Source organism: Alicyclobacillus tolerans (genome assembly GCF_900142255.1).
Classification (GTDB): domain Bacteria; phylum Bacillota; class Bacilli; order Alicyclobacillales; family Alicyclobacillaceae; genus Alicyclobacillus_I; species Alicyclobacillus_I tolerans.
In genome coordinates this window covers 108050-134584 of the sequence record NZ_FRAF01000006.1, presented here as the reverse complement: position 1 = coordinate 134584, position 26535 = coordinate 108050, and the positions used below count along the sequence as shown (strand labels likewise).

Sequence of the window (26535 nt, the reverse complement as noted above, 5' to 3'; positions counted from 1 at the left end):
CCAACATTCAACCTGTGTGGTTAGTCAAATACCAGTAGAACTGTGGTACGAACAATTTTCTGACTCGACTCTAGCAGACGCTGTGCTGGACCGCCTAGTCCACGACGCATACAAGATTCAACTGAAAGGGGAGTCGATGCGAAAACTACTGAGTGGGGTAAAAAACGCTCCTGAGGGAGACAAAACTGTTGCAACGAACTAAGAAATTTGTTTAATTCAAAGTAATCCCACATGGACGAACGGAAAGTGTCCAAGAGTTTCCGGACTCACTGTCCAAGACTTTTCGGAACGACTGTCCACGACTTTCCGGATTCAGTGTCCAAAAGCCCCGGAATATGCAATGTTCTCACTTCACTTTTGTCCAGCGTGACCATTCGGAGTGATGAGCAGACCATTCCAATTCATCATCGAGATCGTAAAAATCTACGGTCATATTCGCATATTCGAGCGCTGATAAGAGTAATAAATCAGCTAATTTAGGGTTTTTAGGTAAAAGAGGGCCGTGTATATATGTCCCGATGACATGATGGTGTTGTACACCTTCCCAGCCGTCACGACCATTGTTGCCATGTCCAGCCACTACTTTGCCGAGTGGAGTGTGATGGTGAACCGTTCGGCCAGCATGATTTTCAAATCCGACTACCGTACCGCACCATTCGGATTCTATGGCAATATTGCCAATCAAACGTTGATTGGATGCTTGGGTCGTCATTTCAAGCAGTTCCAGGCCAGCTACTTTTTCACTGTTTGCCAACTCATAGTAGCTGCCCAATAATTGGTAGCCACCACAAACCGCCAAGATAGGTAGACCTGCTTGCATTGCATGATGCCAATCTTCCTTCTGCTGACGCAGGGATTCTGCTACAAGTTTCTGTTCCCTATCCGATCCGCCGCCCAAAAGAACGAAATCATACTCATGTAAACGAACTGGTTCGCCTTTCTTTACACTGACCACACGAGCTTCAATGCCTCTCCAACGCAGGCGCTGGAGTAAAGTTTGAATATTGCCGCGATCGGCATAAAGATTCAGTAAATCAGGATACAGATGCGCGATGATAAGCGCCCTCGACATTGGTATCGCTCCTTTCTTTGAGCAATTCGGCAGCAAGGTGAACGAGTGTATAAGTGGTCATTACGAAGGCCGAAGGAATGGACATGTTATTGGCCAATTCGAGAGTCTTGTCAAGAGCTGTGGCAAAATCCGTCTCAACATACAATTGTTTGACAGGGTATCCTGCGTATTTTAAACGAACTGCCATATCTCTTGCGCGCAATCCTGAAGTGACAATAGAGACAATGGACTCGTCGTTTGCCAAAAGTTCAAAATCAGCATCCCACAGCCAAGAGACGTCTCGACCATCAGCAGCTTCGTCATTAATGGCAAGGCAGATAACTTTAGCGTCTCCTTCTCTACATATAGTTTCAAGCACGCCATTACAGCCTGCTGGATTCTTAATCAGATTTAAAATAGAAACAGGTGTTGTTTGGAAAACCTGCATCCGGCCTGTTGGAGCTTGATAAGTAGCCAATCCTTTAAGCATAGATTCTATACGAAGTTTACAGACATGGGCTGCCGCTACTGCTGCCAGTACATTGTCGACGTTAAATAAGCCTTTCACTGGTAAAGGTACGGTCCACTTATTTTGGTCTTGACTGTTGTATATTTGCAAGTGATGATGGTCGAGAGAGCCTACAAAATCCGGGTCAGGACGGCCGAAGCTACAAGATGGACAGTTATAGACACCAAGTTGGCCATAGAAATAACCCGAGTAGTTGAGTAAATGTCCACATTCTAAGCAGAAGGCGCCATCTTTCATCACTTGGCGGTCTTCTTCTCTGGCCATGCTGTTGTCAAATCCGTATGTGAGAGTTTGTCCCTTGTGATGAAGTCCTATAAAACGAGCCAAGGGATCATCCGCATTGACCAATAATGTACCTTGGATTTGCTCTGCGCCTTCACGGATTTTTTGCAAAGTGGTATCCAACTCCCCGTATCGATCAAGTTGATCGCGAAAGATGTTGGTTACAACAAGCAGTTGAATCGGTAAGCTGGAAGCGACTTGCGGCAAAGTCGCTTCGTCAATCTCCAGCAGAGCGGTGGTAACCAAAAGTCTTCCACGCCAGCTTGTTTTTTCCATCAGTGCAGAAAGAATACCTTGTTTTAAATTAGCGCCTTCTGCGTTCGTGGCTATGGGTTCTTCTTGCTTCAGCATGCTGGCGAGCAAACGAGTCGTTGTCGTCTTACCGTTTGTACCCGTAATGACAATAGCTCGGGAGAGTTGGCTGCCAAGTTTATCAAGTAGATGAGGTGAGAGACGAAGCGCTATTTTACCAGGGAAACTTGTGGCTGATTTTCCCATCCAACGTAATATAAAGCTGATACATTTGGCAATCCACAGTCCAATCATCTGTAACTCCTGTTCTTCCGTTACGGGGTTTATTTTTGTCAAGTACTTCTTCACGGATTATACTATGATTGATGTGCAGGTACACAGTTGAAGTGCAGAAAGGGAGAAGAATGATGTTTGTTGCCGAGCAGTTGGATAGTTTATCCAGGCAAGAATTTTATACATCTTTGGTTGAGCAGGCAAAACATTTGGTTGAAGGGGAGCCAAACTGGATTGCCAATCTCAGTAACCTCTCGGCTCTATTAAAATTTTACTTGCAAGATGTCAATTGGGCTGGATTTTATTTACTCGATCCCGTTTCTAACGAACTGGTTCTTGGTCCCTTTCAGGGTTTGCCAGCTTGTTTACGTATTCCCATAGGTAAAGGAGTCTGCGGTACCGCAGCAGCAAAGAATGAGACTTTGCGTGTCAATGATGTTAACCAATTTCCAGGACATATAGCCTGTGATGGTGCAAGTCAGAGTGAAATCGTTGTTCCGCTTTGTAAAAATGGTCAAGTGATAGGTGTCCTTGATATTGACAGTCCCATTTTGTCACGCTTTGATGAAGATGATGAAAAGGGTTTAGAACAATTTGCAAAAATCGCAGAGAGTTGTCTTTGAAAAGACCCACTCTGCAGGAAAACGTAAACGGAGGACGCCAAGCCATTATGCTTGCGTCTCCGTTTTTTTGATTTGTTGGATATAGTGCATTAAACCAAGTGAATCCAGCGTAAGATCGATGTTCAGTCGTTCCATAGAGCCTGGTTGCAGCCCTCTACTGTGTAAATCGTTCAAAAGCCATTGGCGCAAAGCATCCATGGTTTCCTGAAGTGTCAAATTTGGATAGTAAATTTCACGAATTAATTTATCAAAAGCATCTCCAACTCGTAAAGTTTCTGAAATGGCTTCTTCTTTTTCAGATCGTCCAAAATGTGAATGGTAGACCCAACGAAACGGCTGATCTCGCAAAAAATCAAGTGTTTTGTGAAGCGCTATAGGATCAAAATCAACTGGTGAGGAGGAAGGCATAATAAATTCAAAATCCCAGCCAGTCAATCCTGTACGATACCGTAAACCTACAGCATCACCGGCAAAGAGAGCATTGGATAATTCATCGAGAAGTGTGAAGTGATGTTTGGCGTGTCCGGGTGAATCAAAGAACGTAAATGTTCGTTGCCCGATATTCAACGTTTCCCCGTGTTGTCGAATGAGAATGCGCTGTTCATCTACTGGTTCAACACTTCCAAAAAGCTGCTCCGTCTGATCTTGGTAAACAAGTTTTGCACCTGCCCAAAGCTTACTAGGATCCGCCATATGACGGGCAGCACGAGGATGAGCTACCAGAGTTGCATTTTTGGCAAGTCTCATCATTTGCCCAGCTCCGCCAGCGTGATCGAGATGGACATGCGTAACGACTACATAAGCTAAATCTTCCGGTTTAACTCCTAGTAATTTCAAACTTTCTAACAAAGTCTCGTGAGAAGCTGCCGAACCGGTATCAATCAGTGTTGGTTTTTCATCTAAAACGAGATAGGAAGCGGTGCGGTAAGCTTGGCCTTGTTCAAACAGATCGATAGCGTAGACCTCATTACCAAATGCTTCCGGTTCTCGGGCTAACAGTGGCTTCATAAAAATTACATCCTTTCATGTAGGGTTACCCAGAAATCCATTATATTAAGTTCGATCATTCTTGTTGCTGCCTTGTTTTCGGTTGTTGGGTAAGCGATTATCATATCTCATGGATCGCTCTCGCCAAGTAGTGACTTGCATAGTGGAAGCTCTACCGTCTCTATTTTTGCGGGTCTTTTCATAATGAATCGCAGATTTGGCTGTTGATTTATTGCGTTTAAGCGGTGCTACCGTAGCTGGCTTCTTTTTCTTTTGCTGTTGATACATTGGATCAATCGGCAATCTTTTACGTTCTCGGAGTACTTCACTGACATCATAGACATCAGCCAACTCGTCCGCCTCCGGAGCCACATCCAATGTTTGCCGAGAAATGCTGAGTAGAATGCCAGAAGCGAGCAGCATCATAATTAAGGAAGTACCACCGTAAGAAATGAAGGGAAGTGGAATTCCCGTGATGGGCAGCAGCCAAGTTACGGCAGCCAAGTTGACAAAAGCTTGCACTATCATCATTCCAGTAATACCCACTGCTAACAGAGACCCAAAGCGATCTTTAGCAAATCGAGCAATTCGAAATCCTCGCCATACCAAAAGAGCAAAGATGGCCAGTAATGCTATAGCTCCAAGTAATCCCCATTCTTCTACAAAAACTGCGAAAATAAAATCCGCCTGGGGAATTGGTAGATAACCAGCTTTTTCAATGCTGGCGTCAAACCCAGTGCCAATGAGTCCACCTCTAGCTATTCCTGTTAAACCGCTGATCAGTTGATACGCATGAGCGGGATGCTGAAATGGATGGAAATAAACTTCTAAACGGCTTGAGCGATATTTCGCCATTTCAATTAATCCATACAATACGGGAATGCTCGCGATAAAGGTTATGATAACAGGCTTGAGACGGATGCCTGAGATAAACAACATAATAAAACCAGTCGCCGCGACGGTAAAGGCTGTGCCCATATCTGGTTCAAGGAAAATGAGCGAGGCGGTGGCTACGGTTACCAAAAGTGCTGGACGAAGTACACGCATTGTAGAATGGATGATAGTCACTTTTTTTGTGAAGAAAAAAGCTAGATATAGAATTAAAGCGATAAGCGCCAATTCTGATGGTTGTATATGCAGGCTTGCAGGTCCAAGCCAGCGTCTGGAACCATCTGCGCGATGTCCTATACCCGGAATTAAAACCAAAAAAAGCAAAAAAAGGGAAACAATCATCAACTTAGCTGCATATCGATAAAAAATTTGGTAGGGAATAAAGGTAACAACAGTCATTAAAACTACACCTATGCCGCCAAAAATCAACTGGCGCAAGGCAAAATGAGCTGCCGACATACCCTGTTCCAAAGCAATGACGGTGCTCGCTGAATAGACTGTAACAATGCCAATGGCAGTCAGTGCGAGCACCGCAAAGTAAAGCAAAAAGTCTGGCTGATGGGACTGTTTTTGCACGTCTGCCACCTTCCCAAAGCAATGGCCTAATAAGGGTCGCCTTAAGGATTCGACAGCGTTTGGCTATTCCCTGCAAGTTTTACGCAGATTTAAGCTTCCTCATTACCAATGCATGCCTACAGCAGCAATCCCGATGATGGCTGCTAACGGAATTGCAAAATGCCATCCACCGCCTCCCCAACCAGGTGGTGTTCCAGGCCCGCCACCATACGGGGGGATACCAAAAGGTCTATGTTCTTGAGAAGGATAAGCATGGAATTCGGCTGGAATAGCATTCCAGTCTTCAGCTCGTGTTTGTCGCATTAGAATAACGTGATGTTTCGTGCAATGAACAATGACTCCGTGAAAAATACCAAAATGGGTGTGGCATGCCACAGGTTGCCCTAACATTTTTCGAATAAGCTTATAGTGCATGGGTTTTAGCCTCCTTTTCGCCATAGTTTATGGGTCTTTTGCACAGGGAGAGAGGGCGAATGCACAGAAGGATAAGCAGATGGGGGTATAATTTTTGAGGAGATATGGAATTTTCCAGCCAACCATGCCGTTGATTTTCGCCCATCGGGGAGCTTCTGCGGCTGCACCAGGCAATACGCTTACAGCGTTTCAAATGGCCGTTGATTTAGGTGCTGACATTCTTGAGACCGATGTGCATTGGACGAGAGATGCTCAGATTGTCATTGCGCACGATCCGGTTGTCGAGACAGTTAGTAATGGCACTGGAAAAATCTCTGATTTGACGTTGAGTGAGTTGAAACGTCTTGATTTTGGTTATCGCTTCACAACGGATGGGGGAAAAACTCACCCTTTTCGTGGTAAAGGGATACGCATTCCGACATTGGAGGAGGCTCTTCAGCAGTTTCCTCAAACTTTATTTAATATTGATTTAAAACCGAAGAATGGTATTTCAATCCAGTCTTTTTTGCGTGTGCTTGATGATGCAAATGCGATGAAGCGAGTGATTGTAGCTTCCTTTCATACAAACCATTTGCAGCGTGTACGCAGTTTGCAAAAAGATTTACCAACTAGCGCTTCAACATGGGAAGTAGCGCAATTTTGGCTTTTTGCACGCGGATTGGGAGTTCGTCAAGATTGGCCGTTTTGTGCTTTACAAATTCCTTACCGTTTTTTGAAATGGACAATTGCTACGGAAAAGATGATACAATATGCAAGTCGCGAAAGAATATCAGTTGATGTCTGGACCGTCGATCAACCTTCCGATATCATGCGACTTTTTCAATTGGGGATTCGTGGTATTGTCACAAACCGGGTTGACATAGCCAACCAAGTACGCCGGAAGTTTCTTGAGAGAATCGGTTAAGCTAAGGTTGGTCTATTTGTTTTAGGGAAAACAGTGGTTTTGGCTTGTCTTGATGAAATGGAAGGACGATGTTTTGTGGAAACGTTGCGTCGAAACATACGCGATATGGATTTTACTGTGCTTGGAGTGCTTGTCTTGCTTGCTGTATACAGCTGTGTTGCCATATTGGCAGCCACTTATGGTAAGACCGATGTGGGTTTGCCTAAGCACATTATATATCGTCAGATATTATTTGAAATGATAGGCTGGATAGCCATGACTGCTATTACGCTTTATGACTACCGTTCCTTGCGCAAGAATTACTGGTGGATTATTGGGGGCGCAGGATTTTTACTGCTCGTTGTGTTTGTTATGCCTCGACGAAATGGTGCGCATAGTTGGATTCCACTCGGCCCCTTCTCTTTTCAGCCTTCTGAAGTCGCTAAGTTGGCCATGATTATTGGTATGGCTGTGTTTATGGCGGATATTGATGAATCGGAAGTGCCGGATTATTCATTCCGAAGAGTGTGGCCGCTTCTTATTATGTTTATTGTTCCGTTTGTCCTAACCTTTAAGGAACCTGCTCTCGGGCAAGCTTTGGTTTTGTTGGCGATATTTGTAACCATGTATTGTGTGTTCGCCAAACGTTGGCATTTTGTTATGTTGATTTTCTTCACTATTGCACTGGTAGCGGGAATAGGTGTTGTAGCTGTCATGTATCCCCAAGAGTCAACTAAACTCATTGAAAATGTGCTGATTAAACATCATCTTTTACATTCTTATCAAGCGTATCGAATCATAACATGGCTCAACCCTCAAGAATATCCGCTTTCCTACGGCTATAATATCCGCATTTCGCAGATTGCTGTAGGTTCAGGACAAGTTTTTGGTGAAGGACTTTTCAACGGCATAGAAACTCGTGGCAACTGGATTCCCAATCAGTGGACGGACTATATATTTACTGCCATTGCTGAAGAATTTGGATTTGTAGGTTCGAGTCTTTTGGTGTTACTTTTTCTGATTCTCTGTTATAGACTGATTCGTATTGCTGGCACATCGCAAGACAGTTTTGGAACCTATATTGTTACAGGTATTGTAGCTTTAATAGCTTTTCAGGTATTTGAAAACATTGGCGCAGATATGTATCTTAGTCCATCAACTGGGATTACACTTCCGTTTATATCTTACGGAGGTAGCTCGCTAGTCATTGACTATATGGGTGTGGGTTTGGCGCTTTCGGTTGCACTGCGCAGGAAAAAACTTCGCTTTAATTAAGTACAGTTAGATTTTGAAATGAATATCAGTTTATCAAACATTGAGGTGGATATTTGTTGCGACCCATTTTACCCTTATCCAATCGCATGCAGCGTTTACCCAGTCAATTTTTTGCAGGACTGACTCAGCAGGTACAAGCTTATATAGAACAAGGTCGGGATGTTATTAATCTTGGTCAGGGTAATCCTGATCTTCCAACTCCTGCCCACATTGTGGAAGCCTTGCGTGATTCTGTTCAAGATCCGGCCACGCATCGATATGGACCATTTCACGGATTAGCCTCCTTACGCAGTGCTTGTGCTGAATTTTACCGTCGTGAATACGGAGTTGTACTCGATCCGGATTCTGAAGTTGCCATACTCTTTGGAGGTAAAGCAGGACTAATAGAAATCAGTCAAATATACTTAAATGAAGGAGATGTAGCTTTAGTTCCTGATCCAGGATATCCAGATTATGAAAGTGGTATAAAAATAGCGGGCGCCAGAATGGCTACGATGCCACTTGTGCCTGAACAACATTTTATGCCCGATTTGGAGGCTGCTCTTGCTTCTGAACCTGATGCAAAATTGATGTTTTTGAACTATCCTTCCAATCCTACGGGTGCTGTGGTAGATAGTTCGCTTTTCGAGCAAGTTGTGCGCATGGCTCAGTCCAGAAAGATGCTTGTTGTACATGATTTTGCTTATGCTTCCATAGGTTTTGACAGTATACGCCCAATGTCCTTTTTGGAAGTCGAAGGTGCACGGGATTGTGGTATTGAAATTTATACCTTGAGTAAAACGTATAACATGGCAGGTTGGCGTGTCGCATTTGCAGTCGGACAAAAAGAAGCGATTGCGGCACTGAAGCTATATCATAATCACGCATACGTTTCCCTATTCCCTGCTATTCAGAAGGCTGCGGAATCCGCTTTACTGGGTCCTCAAGATGAAGTGCATCAACGTACCGAGATTTATCAAAAGCGTCGTGATGCATTTTACCTAGCGCTTCACCAAAAAGGGATTTCCGCTAAGCCGCCCCAAGGTACTTTTTTTGGATGGCTTCCTCTCCCAGAAGGGATTTCTTCACTTGATTTTGCATCGCGGCTATTGCAGGAAAAAGGAGTAGCAGTAGCAGCAGGTGTTGGGTTCGGACAACATGGAGAAGGCTATGTTCGAGTCGGTTTCCTTGATCGGGAAGAACGTTTAATGGAAGCAGCTCACAGGATTGCGGATTGGATGATACAGAATCAAAATGGTTGATTGATGAGGGTAGAGTAAACGAATATTCCATTCTTCATGTAAAAATGTATTGATAATCTTTAAGCATACATTTTGAACGGCGCTTAGAGGACTTTAGTTCTAGAGCGCCGTTTTAAAAAATTTATTTTGAAAGCAGAATACTTTCAGCAAACAAGATTCAAGGTCGCTCAGGTCCTTCACCAGGCTGAGTTTTGCTCCGAAAACGATTTGCGAGTTCCAGAACCCACAAATGATGGTAGGGTACTTCATACAACACAGGTTCTATTCTTTCGCCAGGTAAAATTTTGTACATCCAGACGGTGGTTTGTGCATCTATACCATCATGCATACGAATGCCTAGATGCACAGAATCGTGATAACCATTTTTGTAAACAATCACACCTAATTGACCGTGAAGTTCAGCAACGAGAGGGAAATACTTTGGATTTCGAATGATAGGCGCGTCGAAATAGGGTGTATAACCCATTTTATCTGTCACGGTGCGTGTTCCAGTTTCAATTAAAACCACTTTCGCTCCTGAAATGGGTGACAATGTTCGACCGTCAATAACCCTCACACGCAATTTGGCTAACTTAGCAGAGCCTGTACTTTTTTGTGATGGTGTGAACTGTTGTTTCGGCAACTGTGAGGATGGAAGGGACGATTGTTCCTTGTTCGGTGTCCCTAATTGTTCGATTTGTTTCAACCATGGAAGTGTGTCTTCATCCCATAGCTTATTGACTTCCTGTTCTATACTGTGGAAGGAAGAAGGCAATTCGTTTGCTGCTACCGTTGGGCTAGCTGAAAAAGTGCCTGCCGTTATCACGCTCATGCTCATCAATAAGCGATAAATTTGATATTGAAACGTTTTTTTTCGAAACAATGTTCACACCTCCTTAGTAGCCTCGTAACGCGCGGTTCATGTAATAAAATTGCAGAATTTGCAAATAAGTTTGTCCTTTGGCTGCCCAATACTCTGAGCCCCATTGCGCCATCTTTTGTGCATTGCGGTATTGCCAGTTGGGGTTGTTGGGAATGCCTGCGCGATAATTTAGTTCAATAATGGTTCCGTCCGGCTGCACATAGGCTAAATTTTTAATGGCGTTTAACGCGGCATCAGTTTCTGGCTGATTGGACAAGTATCGAAAAGTTTGGAAATTGACAGTGTTATCTACGTCAAATGTAAAGCCATCCAATGTAATTGGGTGGAGATGATGGTACCAGGCAAACATTTTGACTGCCATGGCGCCTGCTTTTAAGGCTTCTGGACTCCATGATGGAATCCATTCGTTGGGCAGCACATCTCGACAATACTGATCAAAGGGGACGGTCTGAACATAAAGTATTCGCCCTCGCGGGTCAGGCTCTCCCCAAGGGTTGTTTTCGCGGATAGCTACTCGTATGACACTCGGTTTTGCAGTATTGGTAATGGTATACGTAACTTGCGCGTGAACGGCGGGCTTTGCAAAAGTGCTGAAGAATAGACTGCCAACCAACGACATTAAGGAAATATAAAGTTTTGGCTTATACATGGGCTGAACCATCCTTTGTTCAGACTGATAAAGTTACATTGCCCAACTTCTTTTTGGCTATGCAGGTTTTGGGCGCATTCTCCATCATGTGACAGGCTGTTTGTATGCATGTAAAATAAAGCTGTAGAGAACAACGTCAATTTTTGAAGGGTGATGGGTGTGCAAAAGCTCTCCTTAACCGGATCGACCAAACATGCTGCGGATGATCAATTGCGAGGATTGTCCGTACTCTTTCTTGATGGTGATGAAGTTTTTATAGACAACGGCGCTATTCATGGAAAAAGCCGTCTGGAAACAGGAGTTAAATTTGTCCAGAATCGTGCCGAGGTCCCCAATGGCAGGACAGTCTTGGGTCTTTGGATAACGCTCCATCGTTTTCCGGAAGGACAAGGATTTTACGGTGTCCAACCATTTGAATTGTTTCTGGACAAAGAAGCTCAAGTAGGGTACAAAAATCTTGTTGAGCAAGTCAAAGGTATGGAAAAAGCTGTGCGCGGTGAAGTCAATTTGGCAGGTGTTCCACAAGCAGCGCGGCAAAAAATTGTTGAATATCTTCAAAAAGTACGCCCGGATTTGTGGCAGCATGCACAACCTGCCTTTCTTGAGGCCATGACTTCTCTCGGTGATTAGAATCATTAGGAGGCTTTCTCTTCATTGAACCAAGACAATACGCCGCTTTTTGATATGCTGCTCAATCATGCATCGCGTCAACCTACGCAATTTCACATCCCCAGTCACAAGCGTGGCAGGGGAATGGCAGGCCGATTTCGAGAGTTTATTGGTGAGAATGCGCTCAGTATAGATTTGGTCAATATTGCCCCTTTGGATGACTTGCACCAACCTACAGGCGCAATCAAGCAGGCTCAGGAATTAGCCGCACAAGCTTTTGGTGCGGATGTGACGCTCTTTTCAGTACAAGGGACAAGCACAGCTATTATGACTATGGTTCTGAGCGTCGTGGGACCAGGTGATACCATTTTAGTTCCGCGCAATGTTCATAAATCTGTCTTGACGGCCATTATTCTAGCTGATGCTCGTCCCGTTTTTTTGCAACCAGTGGTCGATCGCGATTTTGGCATAGCTCATGGCGTTTCACTGGAAACAGTCGCTTCCGCTTTAGAACAGCACCCGCAGGCCAAAGCTCTGGTGGTCATCAATCCCACCTATTTCGGTGTGGCAGCAGATTTGGAAAGCATTGTATCGCTGGCGCATCAATACGGTGTTGCAGTATTGGTGGATGAAGCACACGGTGTGCATACCGCCTTTCATGAGGCGTTACCCATTTCCGCGATGCAGGCAGGAGCAGATATGGCGGCGACAAGTGTACACAAGTTAGGCGGCAGTCTCATTGGGTCAAGTGTCTTAAATATTCGTGAAGGCATGGTGGATGCACGTCACGCCCAGGTGGTGTTGAGTATGCTCACCACAACTTCTACATCGTATTTGTTACTCGCTTCATTGGATGTGGCGCGCCGTGAACTTTTTCTTCACGGACACGAAGCGATTGGACGAGCCATCGAATTAGCCAATCACGCCCGTGAGAAAATCGATCAAATTCCCGGCCTCACTTGTCTTCGTCCGCTGACGGGCAATAGCGCGGTATTTGCCTTTGACCCTACAAAACTAACCGTTTCTGTGAAAGATTTGGGGTTGTCAGGTTACGATGTAGAACGTATTTTGCGTGAAGAATACAACATTGAGGTAGAATTAAGCGATCTTTATAACATCCTCTGCATTCTCTCTTGGGGAGATTCAGAAGAAGATGTAGAGCGCCTGGTTCTGGCCCTTGAGGATATTTCCGCAACCTATGAAGAGCGTCGCCAAACTCGAGCGTTAGAAGTTCGCACACCACCTGAGACAACACTCTGTATGCCACCGCGTTCAGCTTTTTATGCGGCGACAGAAGTGGTGCCCATTGAAGCGTCGGAAGGCAGAATTATTGCTGAAATGATTATGGTTTACCCGCCGGGTATTCCAATACTGATGCCGGGTGAGTCGATTACCCGGGAAAGCCTCCAATATATTGAAGCCAATCTGAGAGCCGGTCTTCCTGTTCAAGGACCTGATGATCCGGAAATTCGCACTTTAAAAGTTGTAAAGGAGAAGTGAGAGTATGGACGTTGTCGATTTAAAACCTGGCATGGATGCTCCTGATTTTTCTTTGCCGAATCAATATGGAGAGACAGTCCATCTGTCTGAATTAATGGGACAACCGGTGGTGCTCTACTTCTACCCCAAAGACGATACACCAGGTTGTACAAAGGAAGCGTGTGCTTTTCGCGATTTAGCAGGCCAATTCTCTGCAATTGGGGCTAAAATCTACGGTATTTCTCGTGATAATGTGCAATCTCATGAAAAATTCAGCGAGAAATATCAACTTAATTTTCCGATTTTGTCCGATCCTGATGAAACAGTTTGCAATGCATATGGTGTAATTCGTGAGAAAAACATGTATGGGAAAAAGACCATTGGTTTAGAAAGGACAACGTTTGTCATCGACTCGGAAGGCAAAATAGCGAAAGTTTTTCGGCGCGTTCGCGTGGATGGTCACGCTGACAAAGTTCTGGAAGTTGTCAGGTCATTGGCTCAGGAGTAAACTGTATGGGGGAGGGATGGATATGGTCACGCTGACAGAAGCGGCGGCTGAAAAAATCCAGCAGTTGATTGAGGAACGAAATCGCCCCGATGAAAACGCTCTGCGTCTTTTTGTCAAGCCTGGGGGTTGCACTGGTTTCTCTTATGGTATGGCGCTTGACTCTGAAAAACCAGGCGATTTACGTTTTACCCTCAATGGTGTTTCAGTTTTGGTGGATCAAGAAAGTCTTCATTTGATAGATGGTTCAGAGGTTGACTATGTGGACGATTTAACAGGACAAGGTTTTAAAATTAACAATCCCAACGCAACTTCCATGTGCGGCTGTGGAAGCAGTTTTCGTACTGCTACTGAAGCAGGCCAGCCTGGTTCTTGTGATTGAAAAATTAGCGTACACCAGAGGGTCTTGCGGGTTTTCCGTAAGCCCTCTTTGACGTTTGAGAGGACGATGCCTGTGTTTGAGCGAGTGTTGAAAGATCCAGTACATGATGAAATTGTGGTGGACGATGCCTGGATTTGGTCACTCGTCAATACGGCTGCTGTGCAACGATTGCGCAGAATTCGTCAGTTGGGCACTTCCTATCTCACTTTTCATGGTGCTGAGCACAGCCGTTTCAGTCATTCTCTAGGCGCATATGAGACGATGCGACGACTTTTGCAGCATTTGCAGAAGCGCTTTGGCTGGCCGCATTCCGATCGCGATCGGAAACTTGCCTTAGCTGTTGCGCTTTTGCATGATGTGGGACATGGCCCCTTTTCGCATACTTTTGAAAAGGTGTACGCTTATCACCACGAGGACTGGACTCGGAGAATTCTCTTGGAAGATGAAGAGATTCGTCGAAGGCTGGACGAAATAGACACAGATTTTGCGCAAGATTTAGTGGGTGTTTTAGAAAAAAGAGGGAAGTTTCCAATAATACAACAGTTAATATCCAGTCAATTGGATGTTGATCGGATGGACTATCTGCTGCGAGATGGTTTACATACGGGTGTATCTTACGGAAGTTTTGAATTGGCAAGAATTCTTCGTTCTATAGTGATTAGTGATGGTCAGGTCGCGATCTCGGAAAATGCCATTCATACAGTCGAGCAATATATTCTTGCGCGGTATTTCATGTATGCACAAGTCTATTTGCATCCCGTTACAATTGGCAGCGATGTACTTGTGGCGAATATTCTCAAACGCGCTCGCGAGCAGCAGGAGACAGCAGCTTTGTACCTTCCAAAAGCGTTAACGGCTATACTTCATGAAGATTCTCGCCCGCTTTCCGTAAAAGAATACCTTGCGTTGGATGAGTCTACGCTTACCTATGCGTTTCATTTATGGAGTGGAAGTAAAGATGAGGTTTTGGCGGATTTATCCAAGCGTTTTCTGTACAGAAGATTACTCTATCCGATTGTCTGCAGTGAACCTTCTTTGGAGATCAGGGCTCAGTTGCGCACCTTGATACGGGCCAACGGCTACGATCCAGAGTATTACTTTGCCGGGAGAACTTCTGGAATTACTGCTTATATCTATCATGGGGAAGGTATTTCAATTGCTACGAAAAAAGGTGACAAAGTAGAACTAAGCCGACTTTCCAAACTGGTGCGTGAGCTCTCAACCTCAGAGGAATTTTGTCTATTCTTGCCGCGTGAGATTTTTTTGGAGAATGGAGAGACAGCGGAACGAATCCGCCGCCTCTTACAAGTTTCTGTTTATCCGTCTTGAACGTTGCCCAAACCAAAACCATAAAACTGCTAATCCTAGAATAACGGCGCCTATGGTACTCAATGGTTTCAAATGTTTGTCAATGATATCAAAATGTGCGGCCAACTGATAACCGGCGATGGTTAAAGCGATATTCCAGGGTAAGGAACCGAGAAACGAATAAAATAAAAATTTTCCTAAACGCATTTTCGCCATACCTGCAGGCAGGGAAACAAAGGTGCGCACCGCAGGAACTAGTCTGCCTAGAAATACGGTGATTTCCCCATATTTTGCAAACCACTGTTCGGCTTTCTCGAGGTGATGGGGATTCAGGAGAATAAATCGTCCATATTTAAGCACAAAGGGTCGACCGCCATAATAGCCAATCATATAGGCGATATAACCGCCAACCACATTAGCTAAAGTTGCGACTAGAATGACAGGAACAATGGAAAGGGTACCCTGGTGTGAAAGATAGCCGGCATATGGAACAACGACTTCTGAGGGTATAGGGATACAGGCGCTTTCTAAAAGCATGAGCAGAAATAAGCCGAAATAGCCATCGTGGGCAATCCATAGGTTAAAATGATTAGACACAGTCTTCCTCCTTTTTGTGATACCTCTACTATCGTAAACGATGAGAGTATGACTGACAATCTGAAAGACGGGTTGAGTGACGTATGGATATTTGGCGCTTTTTTGTCCACACGATGGGTTTAGGAATACAAATCTTTGCCAGCCTACTAGGAATATATCAAACTTTACTTTCCTTCCCTGGTTATTTCCCTGCCAAAAAACCGCATACCCATTCTCCGGAAAAAAAATTCGCCATTCTGATTCCAGCTCATAATGAAGAACGAGTGATTGGCTTTTTGCTGGATAGTTTGTTTGCCCAGGACTATCCCAGCCATCTCTATGACATTCATGTGATTGCTGATCACTGTTCTGACCATACAGCGGAGGTAGCTTTAGCCCACGGTGCTAAGGTGCACTGCCGGGAACAATCGACACAACGCAGCAAAGGTTATGCTATTGAATGGATGTTGAAACGACTCCAAGAGATGTCTGTCTCTTATGATGCTGTACTTATTTTTGATGCAGATAATTTGGTAGAAGCCGATTTTTTACAAGCAATGAATCATCATTTATGTACAGGCCATCGTGTTATTCAGGGTTATCTAGGAGTGAAAAATCCGTTTGACAGTTGGGTTACGGTATCACAGGCTGTTTCATATTGGTTTAGTAATTGCATGTGGCAAAAAGCCAGGAATAATCTGGGACTTGCTTGTTCACTCGGTGGTACGGGTGTATGTGTGGATTTCAACCTTTTAGCAGAAATGGGCTGGCACGCCACTGGATTGGCGGAAGATCTGGAGTTTGGCGTGCGTTGTATTAGGCGTGGTATTTATCCTGTGTGGGCGCATGAAGCTAGGGTATATGACGAAAAACCAATAGACCTTGTTTCTTCCCTACGTCAGCGGATACGATGGATGCGAGGTCATTTTTATTGTGCAAAGCGAAATTTTTTTCCTCTTCTTAGCAAAGCATTGCAAAAACGTGACGTTCGTCAATTGGATGCGGCGCTCTATCTTTTTCAACCCATACGCTTTATGATCCTTTTTCTCATATCTCTTATGGTGTTTTTTCATATCTCCATCTCTAGCGATATGGGTATAAACCATCTGTCTGGCTTATTGCCAACTTATTTTTGGATTCTGATAAGCGCTATTCTCTATTTGCAGATACCCTTTGCATTGTTTCTTGAGAAAGTAAATTGGCGTGCATATTTTGCGCTTCCTTTGTTGCCTATATTTCTTTGGACTTGGGGGCCAATTACACTCTATGCGTTTTTATCCTGTTCTGATCAACGATGGAGTCATACAGAACATAAACGCAGTATACGTATGGATGAACTGTAACAGGCTCATGCTTGACTTTTGACAGTACTCATACGTTGTAGAGCTTCTCGAATAGACATTCCAGGAAAGATACCCAGTGCTTCCGCTGATTGTGTGCAACTTTCCACCTGTCCCATCAATAATTCTTCGATGGTTTTTACACCTACAGCTCGTGCAGCCACGATTTCTCGTGCAGCTAAACGTGTTCGAAGCAACTCTACATCGAGTGCTCCACACATGACATAGCCAACTTCATTGGATATGGACAGGAGTGTGGTTTTGGGTAAATGAACTTCAACGGCTGTAAATGTTTGTTCGTCAATTTGAATCGGATACAGTCGTACCAAGGTTTTCTCCTCCTTGTTGAGTTGCCTAACTTTGTTTCTGCCTATTCATAGTATGACAAATACACAAAATCCTTGTAGGTGATTTGCCTGCACAAGGCATTCTGTATGGAGGATGTGGTACGATAGGGAACAAAAGCAGAAGAGTGGGGCAAGAATCAGAAATTCACTTCCTTAAGATCGTATGGTGAGGAGGAAAAAGAATGTCGCTTGATATGTTGAAAGTTGTTCAATCGCTGACAGAAGCTGATGGTGTCCCTGGGTTTGAAAAAGAGGTTCGGTCTTTAATGGAGCAATATCTTAACCCACTGTCCAATCGGTTAATTAAAGATGGTATGGGTGGGGTGGTTGGCGAGAAAGTCGGACAAGCAGATGGACCACGCGTTCTGCTTGCAGGGCATTTGGACGAGATCGGCATGATGGTTACATACTTGACGGACGAAGGTTTTGTTAAATTTCAGACACTCGGTGGCTGGTGGTCTCAAGTCATGCTGTCTCAGAGAGTGACGATACATACGAGAAAAGGCAAACTGACAGGAGTCATCGGTTCTAAGCCGCCACATATTTTGAAACCTGAAGAACGCAAACAAGCAGTGGATATCAAAGATTTGTTTATCGATCTTGGTGTCAAGAACAAAGCGGAAGCGGAAGAACTGGGCGTTCGTCCTGGAGATGCCATTGTTCCTTGGAGTCCGTTTACTCGTCTAGGAAATGGTCATTTCTACTGCGCTAAAGCTTTGGATAATCGACTTGGCTGTGCCACCGCTGTTGGTGTATTGGATGCTTTGCAAAATACGGAACATCCCAATATTCTGTATGCTGGTGCGACTGTTCAAGAAGAGGTTGGTTTGCGCGGCGCTGTCACATTGGCGAATGAAATTCAGCCGGATATCGCAATTGCGCTAGATGTTGGAATAGCCGGTGATACACCAGGACTGACGAAGTCGGATGCTTTGTCCAAATGTGGTCAAGGACCTTTGCTAGTTATCTTTGATGCTTCCATGATTCCCAATCCGGTATTCCGAGATTTTGTTTTAGATACGGCAGCAGAAGTGGGGATACCTTGCCAAGTGGAATCTATATCAGGAGGCGGAACAGATGCTGGGCGTTTCCATATCAGCGGCAGCGGAGTTCCGTCTGTGGCCATTGGCTATCCAACCCGATATATTCATAGCCATACGTCAATTTACTGCCACGATGATTTTGAGCAGGGTGTCAAACTTTGTACAGAACTGGTCAAAAGGTTAGATAAAGAGACAGTAGAACGAATTCGAAACCAGTATTAAAATGGGATGGATGTTGTAAAGCTGACGAGCAGAGTGGGGGAGTTTCATGATACACCATGATTTGGTCAGTTTTTTGGAGGGCCTATGGAGAAATGCTCCCTTAATGGCTGCTTTGGTTGGCATATGTGTTGGCCAAATACTGAAAATACCGATTCATTATTTTCGTACTCGCCAATGGGAATTGCATAAAATTATAGACGCTGGTGGCATGCCGAGCTCGCATGCCGCTGGCGTAATGGCTTTGACAACCGCGCTGGCTTATGTGGTTGGTCCACAATCTCCCATATTTGCTACGTCTGTAGTTTTTACCGCGATTGTTATGTATGACGCGGGGGGGATTCGTCGTCATGCGGGAGAGCATGCCGTTTTATTGAATCGCATTGCCATGGAGCTTTCTCTTAATTCAGAATCAGACAACTCATCTTCTTCTGTTGAACAAGAAGGGGAAAGATTAAAAGAGATCTTAGGTCATGAGCCGCAGGAAGTCATACTGGGAGCTGTGATTGGGTTACTCATTGGCATCGTCTTTGGAAAATGGTGGATCTGGTAAAAAGTGATGTTCTTCACGCTGAATTTTATCTAAAACCATCTGAATGGCATTATAAGCGCTATCTGTACGTGAAGAGCCGTAAATCACCATGGGTCCGTCTTGAGGAATACCCACAGCATAATAGGGTCCGTTTATTTCTGAATACAACTCAATCTCATAAGATGTTTTTTCTGTAGTGTACACAAAAAATTCTTTATGAGTTAATCTGTGCCCATCTGGTAATGATTTGAGTAGTTCATCTTCTGTTTTTTTATCTCGCAAATTCTTTCATCCTTTCCTTAATGAATGGAGCATCGGATATGTTCAGTAGAGCCATTGAATGGGAATGGTTCCCGTTTAGTGCAGCTAGAGAACCTGCGGCAATATTGGCTGTTATCCCTTTTTCCGGAGGCTGGATTTGGGTGAAGCATCCTCAGCGTGGCTGGGAATTGCCTGGGGGAAAAAGAGAATCCAATGAGCCTCCAGAACAAGCCTTACGCCGCGAAGTTTTTGAAGAAGCGGGTGCGCTTATTACGAATCCACAATTAATCATGCAGTATTTAGTACCCGTGGAGAAAGATTCTTTTCATGTGAAATGGGTTTATCTCTGTGAACTGGAAGATATACAAAAAAGACCTGCCAGCAGTGAAATTGTTGATGTACGCTGTTTTCGGCCGACTCCTTCACCGGATATGGTAAAGGATCGGCCTGATATGTCTTTTGTAGTCAAAGATGGCGTGTATACTGAACTTTACAGAAAATTGGCGAAGAATTTTTTTGAAAAAAATTAAAGTTTAGGCAAATTCCTTAACAGCTTCTTCAAACAAGGATGCATCTAGTTGCAGTTCACTTGCGGCCAGAGGTGTCGTGGCATAGTTGTGAATCATATCTTCATATGCTGGCCGAGTCGCATCACGATAAATGAGACCCGTTACAAGTCCATGGTGTTCACGTACAAGATTCATGGCGCGACCATAATCAGCAGCATCATAGTCAGGGAGATCGTCTACAGATATCAAATTTTCTTTATACCACTCATAAGTATTCACCTTATTATAAGTGACGCATGGACTGAAGACATTAATCAACGCAAAACCTCTATGTTGAATACCTGCAGCAATCAGATCTACCAGTTTGCCTACCTCACTCGAAAATCCTTGCGCTAAAAAGGAGATGCCTGCTGCCAAAGCCAATTGTGCTGGCATCAGTGGGTATTCAATATTTCCATGCGGTGTTGTTTTGACTTGAAAACCATGCGCAGATGTTGGAGAATGTTGCCCTTTCGTCAGACCATAAATCTGGTTATCCATAACAATATAAGTAATATCCATATTGCGTCTAGCCGCATGGATGAAGTGGTTGAGCCCAATGCCAAATCCATCTCCATCTCCCCCAGCGGCTATGACTGTTAAATTACGGTTAGCTAGCTTGACTCCTTGAGCTGTTGGTAAAGCTCGACCATGAACGGCATGAAATCCGTAAGCATTGATGTAGCCTGAGATTCTCCCAGAGCATCCAATGCCAGAGATAACAGCGACCTCATGCGGTTCTTTATCCAATTGCCCAAGGGCGCGTTGAATAGCTGCTTGTACAGAAAAATCTCCGCAACCGGGACACCAGTTGGGTCTGACTTCGTTTCGAAAATCTTTCATGCTTGCCATACGCTCACCTTCCTCGCGACTTCTTCGGCGATCTCTTTTGGTAAAAATGGGCTACCATCGAATTTTAAAATTGAGTGTAGGGCGCCATTCGTCGAAACGTTAAAAAATCCGAGTAAATGACGAATTTGTCCAGTTGCGTTGTTTTCTACCACAAAAATTTCTTCTTTATGAGCAAATGCTTCTTGAAGGGCTTGAACAGGAAAGGGTAAAAGTTTATGAATATGAACATGAGTGGCGGAGATACCTTGTTTTTCTAATATTTCAACCGCTTCTTCCAGAGCGCCAAAATTAGAACCAATTCCAAGCAACACAGTCTTTGCGTTTGGATTGCCGTGACAGGATACACTGTGATTGAGTTCAACACCCTGCAGTTTTCGCATGCGTTTTTCCATCATTTTTTGCCGATTCAGCGAGGTTTCGTTAGGGCGTCCAATTTCACTGTGTTCTACACCCGTTACGTGATGTAATCCACCTTTCGTGCCAGGCAAAACTCGAGGTGACACGCCATTGGCAGTCAGTTCATACCGCTTGAATTGGTCATGGATGTTTTCAGAAGGTATTTCGTTCATCAAGGTGGAACCTCTTTGTATGGAAATATCGGACAACTTGAGCGGTTCTGTTGTTTGTTTGCTTAATGAAAGTTGCAAATCAGTCATGACAATGACCGGACACTGGTATTGTTCAGCTAAATTAAACGCTTCACCCATCGCTTGAAAACACTCTTCAGGAGTGGCTGGGGTTAGCACAATTTTAGGAATTTCGCCGTGAGTGCCAAAGAGCGCTGCGAGAAAATCAGATTGTTCTTGTTTAGTAGGTAGACCAGTAGAAGGGCCGCCGCGTTGTGTATCAATAATCACAGTTGGCGTTTCAGTCATTCCAGAAAGTCCAATAGCTTCCATCATCAATGCTAACCCCGGACCAGATGTGCAAGTGAAAGCTCGCGCTCCGCCATAGTTTGCGCCTATAGTCATGGTCATAGCAGCAATTTCATCCTCTGTTTGAACCACTGCGCCGCCCACTTTAGGCATCTTTTTAATGAGGTATTCCATCACGTCAGAAGCAGGAGTGATAGGATAAGCAGCCATCACTCTAGCACCAGCAGCTAAGGCGCCAAGACCAAGAGCATCATTGCCCATCATAAAAAGTCGTGGCACACCATCAGCGGGAGCTAGTGGCATGAGCATATCAGGTGTGGCTTGCTCTTTGATGGCATCGTATCCGCTTTGTAGCGCCCGCATGTTTTGCTCAACAACCGCTGCACCTTTGCGGGAAAACTTTTCTTCTATCACGGATCGAAATACATCGAGAGACAACCCGAGTAGATAACAGGAGGCACCGAGTGACACCATATTTTTCATAATGGCCGATCCGTTTTCTTCAGCAAGCTGTGTCAGCGGAATACTGACAAGTTGAACATGTTGGGGAGCAGTGGGCTTAAATTTAGCATCGGCAATCACTATGCCGCCTTCTCTTACATCAGAAGCGTTCAGATCAATGGTTTCTTGGTCAAATGCCAATAAAATATCCGTATAACTAGCAATAGCTCGATGAGGGATAAGACTTACGCGCACTTTGTCGTTAGAATGCCCGCCTTTAATTCTTGAAGAAAAATGACGAAAAGAATAGATATAATACCCTTGACGATTGAGTGCTACGGCAAACGTTTCACCAGTACTCTCAACACCTTCACCTTGTTGACCGCCAACTTTCCAGGACAGTTCAGTTAGCAAGCAGCTTCACTTCCTTAATGAGGTTGTCAAATACAAAGTTTGAAAGGAAAGGTCTTAAAACTTATCTAAATCATCATACAGTCGATAGATTTAGACTATTCTACAAAAACAAGTCTGTGTCCTCCTTTCCATTTGTCGATTTTATTGGGTTTCATTATACTTTACGCGAGTGAACCGAGAAACGGGAGGCTGGAATGAATGTATTTGACGGATGTAATGAAGAAAAAAATCGAAGCTCAATTGGATGATTTAGAACAAATGATTGAGTGGATGGACTCGCAAGTCGAGCAAGGCGAGAAGGAGGAGGATTGGACACAGAAACTTGCTGCCGAGCGAGCCCTCTATATCGCAGTAGAATTAATGACCAACGCAGCTTCAGACATTATTGATGCTATGGTTATGCGTGATCCTGGAGGATACTCAGATATTCTGCTTGTGCTGGTTGAGGAAAAAATTTTGAGTCAATCGTTATTTGAACAACTCCTCCCGCTTATCGATTTGAGAACTCGTTTGCTCAGAGAGCTCGCGCGTATTCCCAATGCGGATATCTTTTTCGCTTTGCAGAGTCAGCGTGGATATTTGCGAAACTTTTGCAAACAACTCCGGAGCTATATGGAGCATCCTTATTGAAGAAACATTTTCTTTCGATGGTTCGGTTGCAATATGAAACCATCTTACTTTTTGATGATGTTTAACTCCAAACTCAATAGCCGCTTGATGGGAGGGCAACAGGACATCGATATGTCTGCCGCGGATAGCGCCACCTGTATCCTCCGCAATACGCCAACCAAGTCCTTCAATATAGACAAGGGTTCCATAAGGAATATAGCGCGGATCAACAGCGATGGTTCTGCCTACGGTTGCCCTAGCTCCTGTTGAGGTTACTCCAAACCCTGGCATGCCAGGAGCTTTGCCCGTACACCCTGCATCTAGAGCGTAAGCGGTGAGTGTAAAATCTCCCTGCCCTTCTTCTTTCAATAAAATTTTTTCCTTTTGTAATGCAGGATGTTTAGGAACTGTACTTTGTAAATGGACATCTGGAGTTGCTTTTAAACTCGTTGCTTGTTTCTCCTGCTTCAGTTTTCCAGCTTCATGAAGTGGATGGGTTTCAAGCGAAGCAGGACAAGCCAATCCACTGCACAAACTGATGATACATGCAATGATGGAATGCATTTTATGAGAAATAATCATGCTTGTACCTTGCCAAAATTAGATGAAGTTTATACATGGTATGAAATAAATTGATTTTAATCGGAATGAATGAGGAAAATGGAGACAAGAGACGAATGATCGACATGAATGAAATTCTGCTTATTTGGGGGGAAGTTCATGCTAGATAATTGTCCGTTATGTATGGGAACTGTAAAGGGATATATGATTGAGGTAGATCGTCCGTCCGTCTTGCAAGAAGTGATTCAATCGCTCTCTCAGCACTCGCAAAAAGAATGGCAGCCTGTTAATCATTCGCAATTATGGGTAGGAAATCGATTATTTTTCGACTGTTTGTCGTTTTGGAGTGAATATTACTCCTTAGAAAATTGGGATTTTTACGAAGCCGTGAAATTAGGCAGTGAAATAGAAAAAATGAATCATGTGACTTTCCATGAGGTGGTAGCCAGAAGACCGGTGCTGTGGGTTGATGAGATTATCCAACGCGATCAAATTCATATGATGTATCAACCGATTGTTCATGTTGAGCATAAGCAAACGATTGGCTATGAAATGCTTGCTCGAGCTCTGAAGCCAGATGGGTCTTTGATTTCACCAGCACTCTTATTTGAATCTGCCCGCAATCAAAGTGAGCTTTTTCGTTTAGATCGAACATGCCGCATCAAGGGTATTCAAGCAGGGCAACAACTGAGTCAAGAACAGTTGATTTTTGTAAATTTTATACCTACGTCTATTTACATACCAGAACACTGCTTACAAACAACAATGAAAGCGGCTTACGAGAACGGAATTGATAATTCACGCATCGTATTTGAAGTTGTGGAGACAGAAAGAGTAGACAATTTGGAACACCTGAAACGTATTCTCCTTTATTATAGAAGAGAAGGTTTTCGATATGCGCTCGACGATGTGGGTGAGGGTTTTAATGATCTATCTACCTTACTCGCCTTAGAGCCAGATGTTGTCAAATTGGATCGAAAATTTGTTAAAAATATACATTTGGATAAAGAAAAACGCGATCGAGCAGAGAAAATTTATCGACTGACTTCTTCTATGAATGCTATAGCTCTGGCGGAAGGGATTGAATCTGCTGAAGAGGCTCGAATTTTAAGGGAAATCGGATACGATTGGCAACAGGGATACTATTACGGTAAGCCGAGTTTCTCACCTTCATCAAATTCTGAAGTATTTTTATGAAAATAAAAAGCCGCATCAACTGTGCGGCTTTTTGGTGAGCCATCCGCGACTCGAACGCGGGACACCCTGATTAAAAGTCAGGTGCTCTGCCAACTGAGCTAATGGCTCGTATCGGGACAACGAGATATATCATATCATGAATGTTGAATGGTTGCAAGTGGTTTTTGCCCATAGTTGAAAAGAAAAATTTTCTTTTTTAATTACTCTGTTCAGAGAAAGGGTGGATGCATCATTCATCCTATATGTTTTAATTTTAATATAGAACAAGCCATGAAAGGTGTAAGTGGGATGGTTCTGTGGAACTCAGTATTACTTCGGAAAGGCGTGATTCCAACTCCAGGATGAGATTCAATCGCTGACGTAAGGGCTTATACTTTGTCGGGCATAGATGCTTCCTATTAAGGATGGCGAGTAGGTTTGTTTGGCATTGGCTGGAATGGTCTGCCTTTCCAAGCATCCGCATGTTGTTGCCAGAAGCGACGCGCTGAATCTATTGTCATGCATGTATAGAAGAAACCACACAGAGGTAATAGAGCCGCCCGCCATGTTTGGACTCGATACCAGCGTAAAATGGGAATAAAACTGATGGACATCAATACCCATGCGCTTACATTTAGAGCGGCGCTAAGCAACAGTTGTGTTCCTGGAATATGTAAAAAATTTTCTGTTGCTGGTAATATCAGCTTTTCTACTATGCGAAACAATGACGTACAAGCTAACACAACCGGACAAACATAGAGTAGCAGCATACCAAGCACCGTACCCAATAAAAGCCAGAGTGAATAACGCAATTGGACAAAGGCTGAACGGGTTACCATTTTCCAAACAGCACCAAGCCCAGGGTAGGCGCGTAGACTTGTTACCTCATTACCCAATCCAAGCCAAAGTTTTCCTCTTCGAGATTGAACGAGTCGCGCTAGTGAGCAATCATCAATCAGTGCTCCGGCTATGGGAGCCAATCCGTCCTCTGTTCCAATGAACGAATGTCGGACCAATATACTGCCACCTGCAGCCGCCGCTTTGGGGTGATGATCACGAGATACCCAACGAAAAGGATATAGTTTAGCAAAAAAGTACACGAAGGCTGGAATCATAAGGGAGCCCCAAAACCCAGTAAAGTGGAGGCGAACCATGATGGAAACGAGATCAAACGACTCGCGACATGCTTTATCCACTAGACGTTCCAGGGAGTGAGGAGGGTGAAAAATATCGGCGTCTGTAAACCATAGAAAATCAGTGTCCACGGGCACATGCAGCAGTCCTGTTTGCATAGCCCACACTTTTCCTGCCCAACCTTCTGGTAAAGGGGGAGCCGATACAATCGTCAGTCGCTCTGGATGTTTTGACAAAACGGCCGTCTTTTTTGCTTCCTGAACAGTCTCATCATGACTTTGGTCGTCCACTAAAATGACTGAAAAGTGTCCTTGATAGGATTGATTGAGCAGAGCACCTAACGTTTGAGGAATCATGTCAGCCTCATTTCGTGCAGGTACAATCGCACATACGCTGGGCCAATTAAACGTCTGATGCTTTTTTGACAATGGCTGCGCGGTCAACTGTAAATGGGTTTGCCAAAATCGTCCGCGAAAGAACAGCAGCCAAAACCAGGCTAGGCATGTAAGCGCTCCTATAGCGATCGTCCACATCTT

The 26535-nt window shown here is 44.2% G+C and carries 29 protein-coding genes, 1 tRNA gene and 1 pseudogene; 16 read left to right on the top strand and 15 right to left on the bottom strand.

Annotated elements, in window-relative coordinates; all coding sequences use genetic code 11:
* A partial coding sequence (locus BUA75_RS04975) for an ATP-binding protein (RefSeq protein ID WP_165611946.1) occupies positions 1-202 on the top strand: 202 nt, incomplete at its 5' end.
* A 144-nt stretch (positions 203-346) separates the two neighbouring features.
* On the opposite strand, the gene BUA75_RS04970 is transcribed toward BUA75_RS04975, so the two are convergent.
* The gene (locus tag BUA75_RS04970; protein ID WP_072873471.1) at positions 347-1072 is read right to left on the bottom strand and encodes a type 1 glutamine amidotransferase; all 726 of its coding nucleotides are present in this window, start codon (positions 1070-1072) and stop codon (positions 347-349) included.
* A complete protein-coding gene (locus BUA75_RS04965) occupies positions 1035-2450 on the bottom strand; it encodes a MurT ligase domain-containing protein (protein ID WP_242650248.1) in 1416 nt (471 codons plus the stop codon). Before BUA75_RS04965 ends, BUA75_RS04970 begins: the two co-directional genes overlap by 38 nt.
* 71 nt (positions 2451-2521) lie before the next feature.
* On the opposite strand from BUA75_RS04965, the gene msrC reads away from it, so the two are divergent.
* Complete coding sequence (gene msrC, locus BUA75_RS04960; protein ID WP_072873469.1) at positions 2522-3010, top strand: free L-methionine (R)-S-oxide reductase MsrC; 489 nt, start codon at positions 2522-2524, stop codon at positions 3008-3010.
* A 45-nt stretch (positions 3011-3055) separates the two neighbouring features.
* On the opposite strand, the gene BUA75_RS04955 is transcribed toward msrC, so the two are convergent.
* From BUA75_RS04955 to BUA75_RS04945, 3 genes are all read right to left on the bottom strand, one after another.
* Positions 3056-4018, bottom strand: a complete 963-nt coding sequence (locus BUA75_RS04955; RefSeq protein WP_072873468.1) for an MBL fold metallo-hydrolase — start codon at positions 4016-4018, stop codon at positions 3056-3058.
* Between the two features lie 45 nt (positions 4019-4063).
* Positions 4064-5464, bottom strand: a complete 1401-nt coding sequence (locus BUA75_RS04950) for an FtsW/RodA/SpoVE family cell cycle protein (protein WP_072873467.1) — start codon at positions 5462-5464, stop codon at positions 4064-4066.
* A 102-nt stretch (positions 5465-5566) separates the two neighbouring features.
* Entirely contained in the window at positions 5567-5878 is a 312-nt protein-coding gene (locus BUA75_RS04945) for a hypothetical protein (protein WP_072873466.1), read from the bottom strand.
* A 124-nt stretch (positions 5879-6002) separates the two neighbouring features.
* Here BUA75_RS04945 and BUA75_RS04940 point away from each other — a divergent pair, with 124 nt between their 5' ends.
* The 3 genes from BUA75_RS04940 to BUA75_RS04930 all read left to right on the top strand — a co-directional run bounded on the left by BUA75_RS04940 (position 6003) and on the right by BUA75_RS04930 (position 9277).
* On the top strand, positions 6003-6782 hold the full coding sequence (locus tag BUA75_RS04940; RefSeq protein ID WP_129583523.1) for a glycerophosphodiester phosphodiesterase family protein: 780 nt from the start codon (positions 6003-6005) through the stop codon (positions 6780-6782).
* Between the two features lie 75 nt (positions 6783-6857).
* Positions 6858-8036, top strand: a complete 1179-nt coding sequence (locus BUA75_RS04935; RefSeq protein WP_072873481.1) for an FtsW/RodA/SpoVE family cell cycle protein — start codon at positions 6858-6860, stop codon at positions 8034-8036.
* Positions 8037-8122: 86 nt separating this feature from the next.
* Positions 8123-9277, top strand: coding sequence for an aminotransferase class I/II-fold pyridoxal phosphate-dependent enzyme (locus BUA75_RS04930; RefSeq protein ID WP_072873480.1), 1155 nt, complete (start codon positions 8123-8125; stop codon positions 9275-9277).
* Positions 9278-9434: 157 nt separating this feature from the next.
* On the opposite strand, the gene BUA75_RS16065 is transcribed toward BUA75_RS04930, so the two are convergent.
* Together BUA75_RS16065 and BUA75_RS04920 are read right to left on the bottom strand one after the other, a co-directional pair.
* Positions 9435-10139, bottom strand: coding sequence for a peptidase associated/transthyretin-like domain-containing protein (locus BUA75_RS16065; RefSeq protein ID WP_072873464.1), 705 nt, complete (start codon positions 10137-10139; stop codon positions 9435-9437).
* A 13-nt stretch (positions 10140-10152) separates the two neighbouring features.
* On the bottom strand, positions 10153-10788 hold the full coding sequence (locus BUA75_RS04920; RefSeq protein WP_072873463.1) for a SpoIID/LytB domain-containing protein: 636 nt from the start codon (positions 10786-10788) through the stop codon (positions 10153-10155).
* A gap of 159 nt (positions 10789-10947) precedes the next feature.
* Here BUA75_RS04920 and BUA75_RS04915 point away from each other — a divergent pair, with 159 nt between their 5' ends.
* The 5 genes from BUA75_RS04915 to BUA75_RS04895 all read left to right on the top strand — a co-directional run bounded on the left by BUA75_RS04915 (position 10948) and on the right by BUA75_RS04895 (position 15092).
* Positions 10948-11418, top strand: a complete 471-nt coding sequence (locus BUA75_RS04915) for a YwhD family protein (protein WP_072873462.1) — start codon at positions 10948-10950, stop codon at positions 11416-11418.
* Positions 11419-11442: 24 nt separating this feature from the next.
* Positions 11443-12897, top strand: a complete 1455-nt coding sequence (locus BUA75_RS04910) for an aminotransferase class I/II-fold pyridoxal phosphate-dependent enzyme (RefSeq protein WP_072873461.1) — start codon at positions 11443-11445, stop codon at positions 12895-12897.
* 4 nt (positions 12898-12901) lie between these two features.
* On the top strand, positions 12902-13384 hold the full coding sequence (bcp, locus tag BUA75_RS04905; protein WP_072873460.1) for a thioredoxin-dependent thiol peroxidase: 483 nt from the start codon (positions 12902-12904) through the stop codon (positions 13382-13384).
* 22 nt (positions 13385-13406) lie between these two features.
* On the top strand, positions 13407-13763 hold the full coding sequence (locus BUA75_RS04900; protein WP_072873459.1) for a HesB/IscA family protein: 357 nt from the start codon (positions 13407-13409) through the stop codon (positions 13761-13763).
* A gap of 72 nt (positions 13764-13835) precedes the next feature.
* The gene (locus BUA75_RS04895; RefSeq protein WP_083574087.1) at positions 13836-15092 is read left to right on the top strand and encodes an HD domain-containing protein; all 1257 of its coding nucleotides are present in this window, start codon (positions 13836-13838) and stop codon (positions 15090-15092) included.
* On the opposite strand, the gene BUA75_RS04890 is transcribed toward BUA75_RS04895, so the two are convergent.
* The gene (locus BUA75_RS04890; RefSeq protein ID WP_242650247.1) at positions 15066-15668 is read right to left on the bottom strand and encodes a DedA family protein; all 603 of its coding nucleotides are present in this window, start codon (positions 15666-15668) and stop codon (positions 15066-15068) included. The genes BUA75_RS04895 and BUA75_RS04890 overlap by 27 nt on opposite strands.
* A gap of 83 nt (positions 15669-15751) precedes the next feature.
* On the opposite strand from BUA75_RS04890, the gene BUA75_RS04885 reads away from it, so the two are divergent.
* Positions 15752-16990: a glycosyltransferase family 2 protein gene (locus BUA75_RS04885; RefSeq protein ID WP_072873456.1), complete on the top strand. Its 1239-nt coding sequence runs from the start codon at positions 15752-15754 to the stop codon at positions 16988-16990.
* Between the two features lie 5 nt (positions 16991-16995).
* Here the strand turns inward: BUA75_RS04885 and BUA75_RS04880 are convergent, their stop codons facing one another.
* Positions 16996-17316: a YunC family protein gene (locus tag BUA75_RS04880; protein WP_072873455.1), complete on the bottom strand. Its 321-nt coding sequence runs from the start codon at positions 17314-17316 to the stop codon at positions 16996-16998.
* Positions 17317-17516: 200 nt separating this feature from the next.
* Here BUA75_RS04880 and BUA75_RS04875 point away from each other — a divergent pair, with 200 nt between their 5' ends.
* Both BUA75_RS04875 and BUA75_RS04870 read left to right on the top strand, forming a co-directional pair.
* Positions 17517-18599, top strand: coding sequence for a M42 family metallopeptidase (locus tag BUA75_RS04875; RefSeq protein ID WP_072873454.1), 1083 nt, complete (start codon positions 17517-17519; stop codon positions 18597-18599).
* A gap of 46 nt (positions 18600-18645) precedes the next feature.
* A complete protein-coding gene (locus BUA75_RS04870) occupies positions 18646-19149 on the top strand; it encodes a divergent PAP2 family protein (protein ID WP_072873453.1) in 504 nt (167 codons plus the stop codon).
* Here BUA75_RS04870 and BUA75_RS04865 read toward each other — a convergent pair.
* The gene (locus tag BUA75_RS04865) at positions 19108-19410 is read right to left on the bottom strand and encodes a hypothetical protein (protein ID WP_072873452.1); all 303 of its coding nucleotides are present in this window, start codon (positions 19408-19410) and stop codon (positions 19108-19110) included. The two genes, BUA75_RS04870 and BUA75_RS04865, sit on opposite strands and share 42 nt — an antisense overlap.
* Positions 19411-19448: 38 nt before the next feature.
* Between BUA75_RS04865 and BUA75_RS04860 the strand changes: the two genes are divergently transcribed.
* Positions 19449-19919: an NUDIX domain-containing protein gene (locus BUA75_RS04860; protein ID WP_072873451.1), complete on the top strand. Its 471-nt coding sequence runs from the start codon at positions 19449-19451 to the stop codon at positions 19917-19919.
* Positions 19920-19922: 3 nt separating this feature from the next.
* Here BUA75_RS04860 and BUA75_RS04855 read toward each other — a convergent pair whose 3' ends face one another.
* Both BUA75_RS04855 and BUA75_RS04850 read right to left on the bottom strand, forming a co-directional pair.
* A complete protein-coding gene (locus BUA75_RS04855; protein ID WP_072873450.1) occupies positions 19923-20789 on the bottom strand; it encodes a 2-oxoacid:ferredoxin oxidoreductase subunit beta in 867 nt (288 codons plus the stop codon).
* On the bottom strand, positions 20777-22519 hold the full coding sequence (locus BUA75_RS04850) for a 2-oxoacid:acceptor oxidoreductase subunit alpha (protein WP_072873449.1): 1743 nt from the start codon (positions 22517-22519) through the stop codon (positions 20777-20779). The genes BUA75_RS04855 and BUA75_RS04850 overlap by 13 nt, the downstream gene beginning before the upstream one ends.
* Positions 22520-22717: 198 nt before the next feature.
* On the opposite strand from BUA75_RS04850, the pseudogene BUA75_RS16510 reads away from it, so the two are divergent.
* Positions 22718-23059, top strand: a pseudogene (locus BUA75_RS16510) (DUF86 domain-containing protein); the annotation flags it as partial.
* Here BUA75_RS16510 and BUA75_RS16505 read toward each other — a convergent pair.
* Positions 22988-23419: a 3D domain-containing protein gene (locus BUA75_RS16505; protein ID WP_370541571.1), complete on the bottom strand. Its 432-nt coding sequence runs from the start codon at positions 23417-23419 to the stop codon at positions 22988-22990. The pseudogene BUA75_RS16510 and the gene BUA75_RS16505 overlap by 72 nt on opposite strands.
* Positions 23420-23872: 453 nt before the next feature.
* Between BUA75_RS16505 and BUA75_RS04835 the strand changes: the two genes are divergently transcribed.
* A complete protein-coding gene (locus BUA75_RS04835; RefSeq protein ID WP_207549707.1) occupies positions 23873-24886 on the top strand; it encodes an EAL domain-containing protein in 1014 nt (337 codons plus the stop codon).
* A gap of 32 nt (positions 24887-24918) precedes the next feature.
* Here the strand turns inward: BUA75_RS04835 and BUA75_RS04830 are convergent.
* Positions 24919-24994 (bottom strand) — tRNA-Lys (locus BUA75_RS04830).
* Positions 24995-25284: 290 nt separating this feature from the next.
* Positions 25285-26532 carry a glycosyltransferase gene (locus tag BUA75_RS04825; RefSeq protein WP_072873445.1) on the bottom strand — a complete coding sequence of 416 codons (1248 nt, stop codon included), beginning with the start codon at positions 26530-26532 and terminating at the stop codon, positions 25285-25287.
* Positions 26533-26535: the final 3 nt, after the last annotated feature.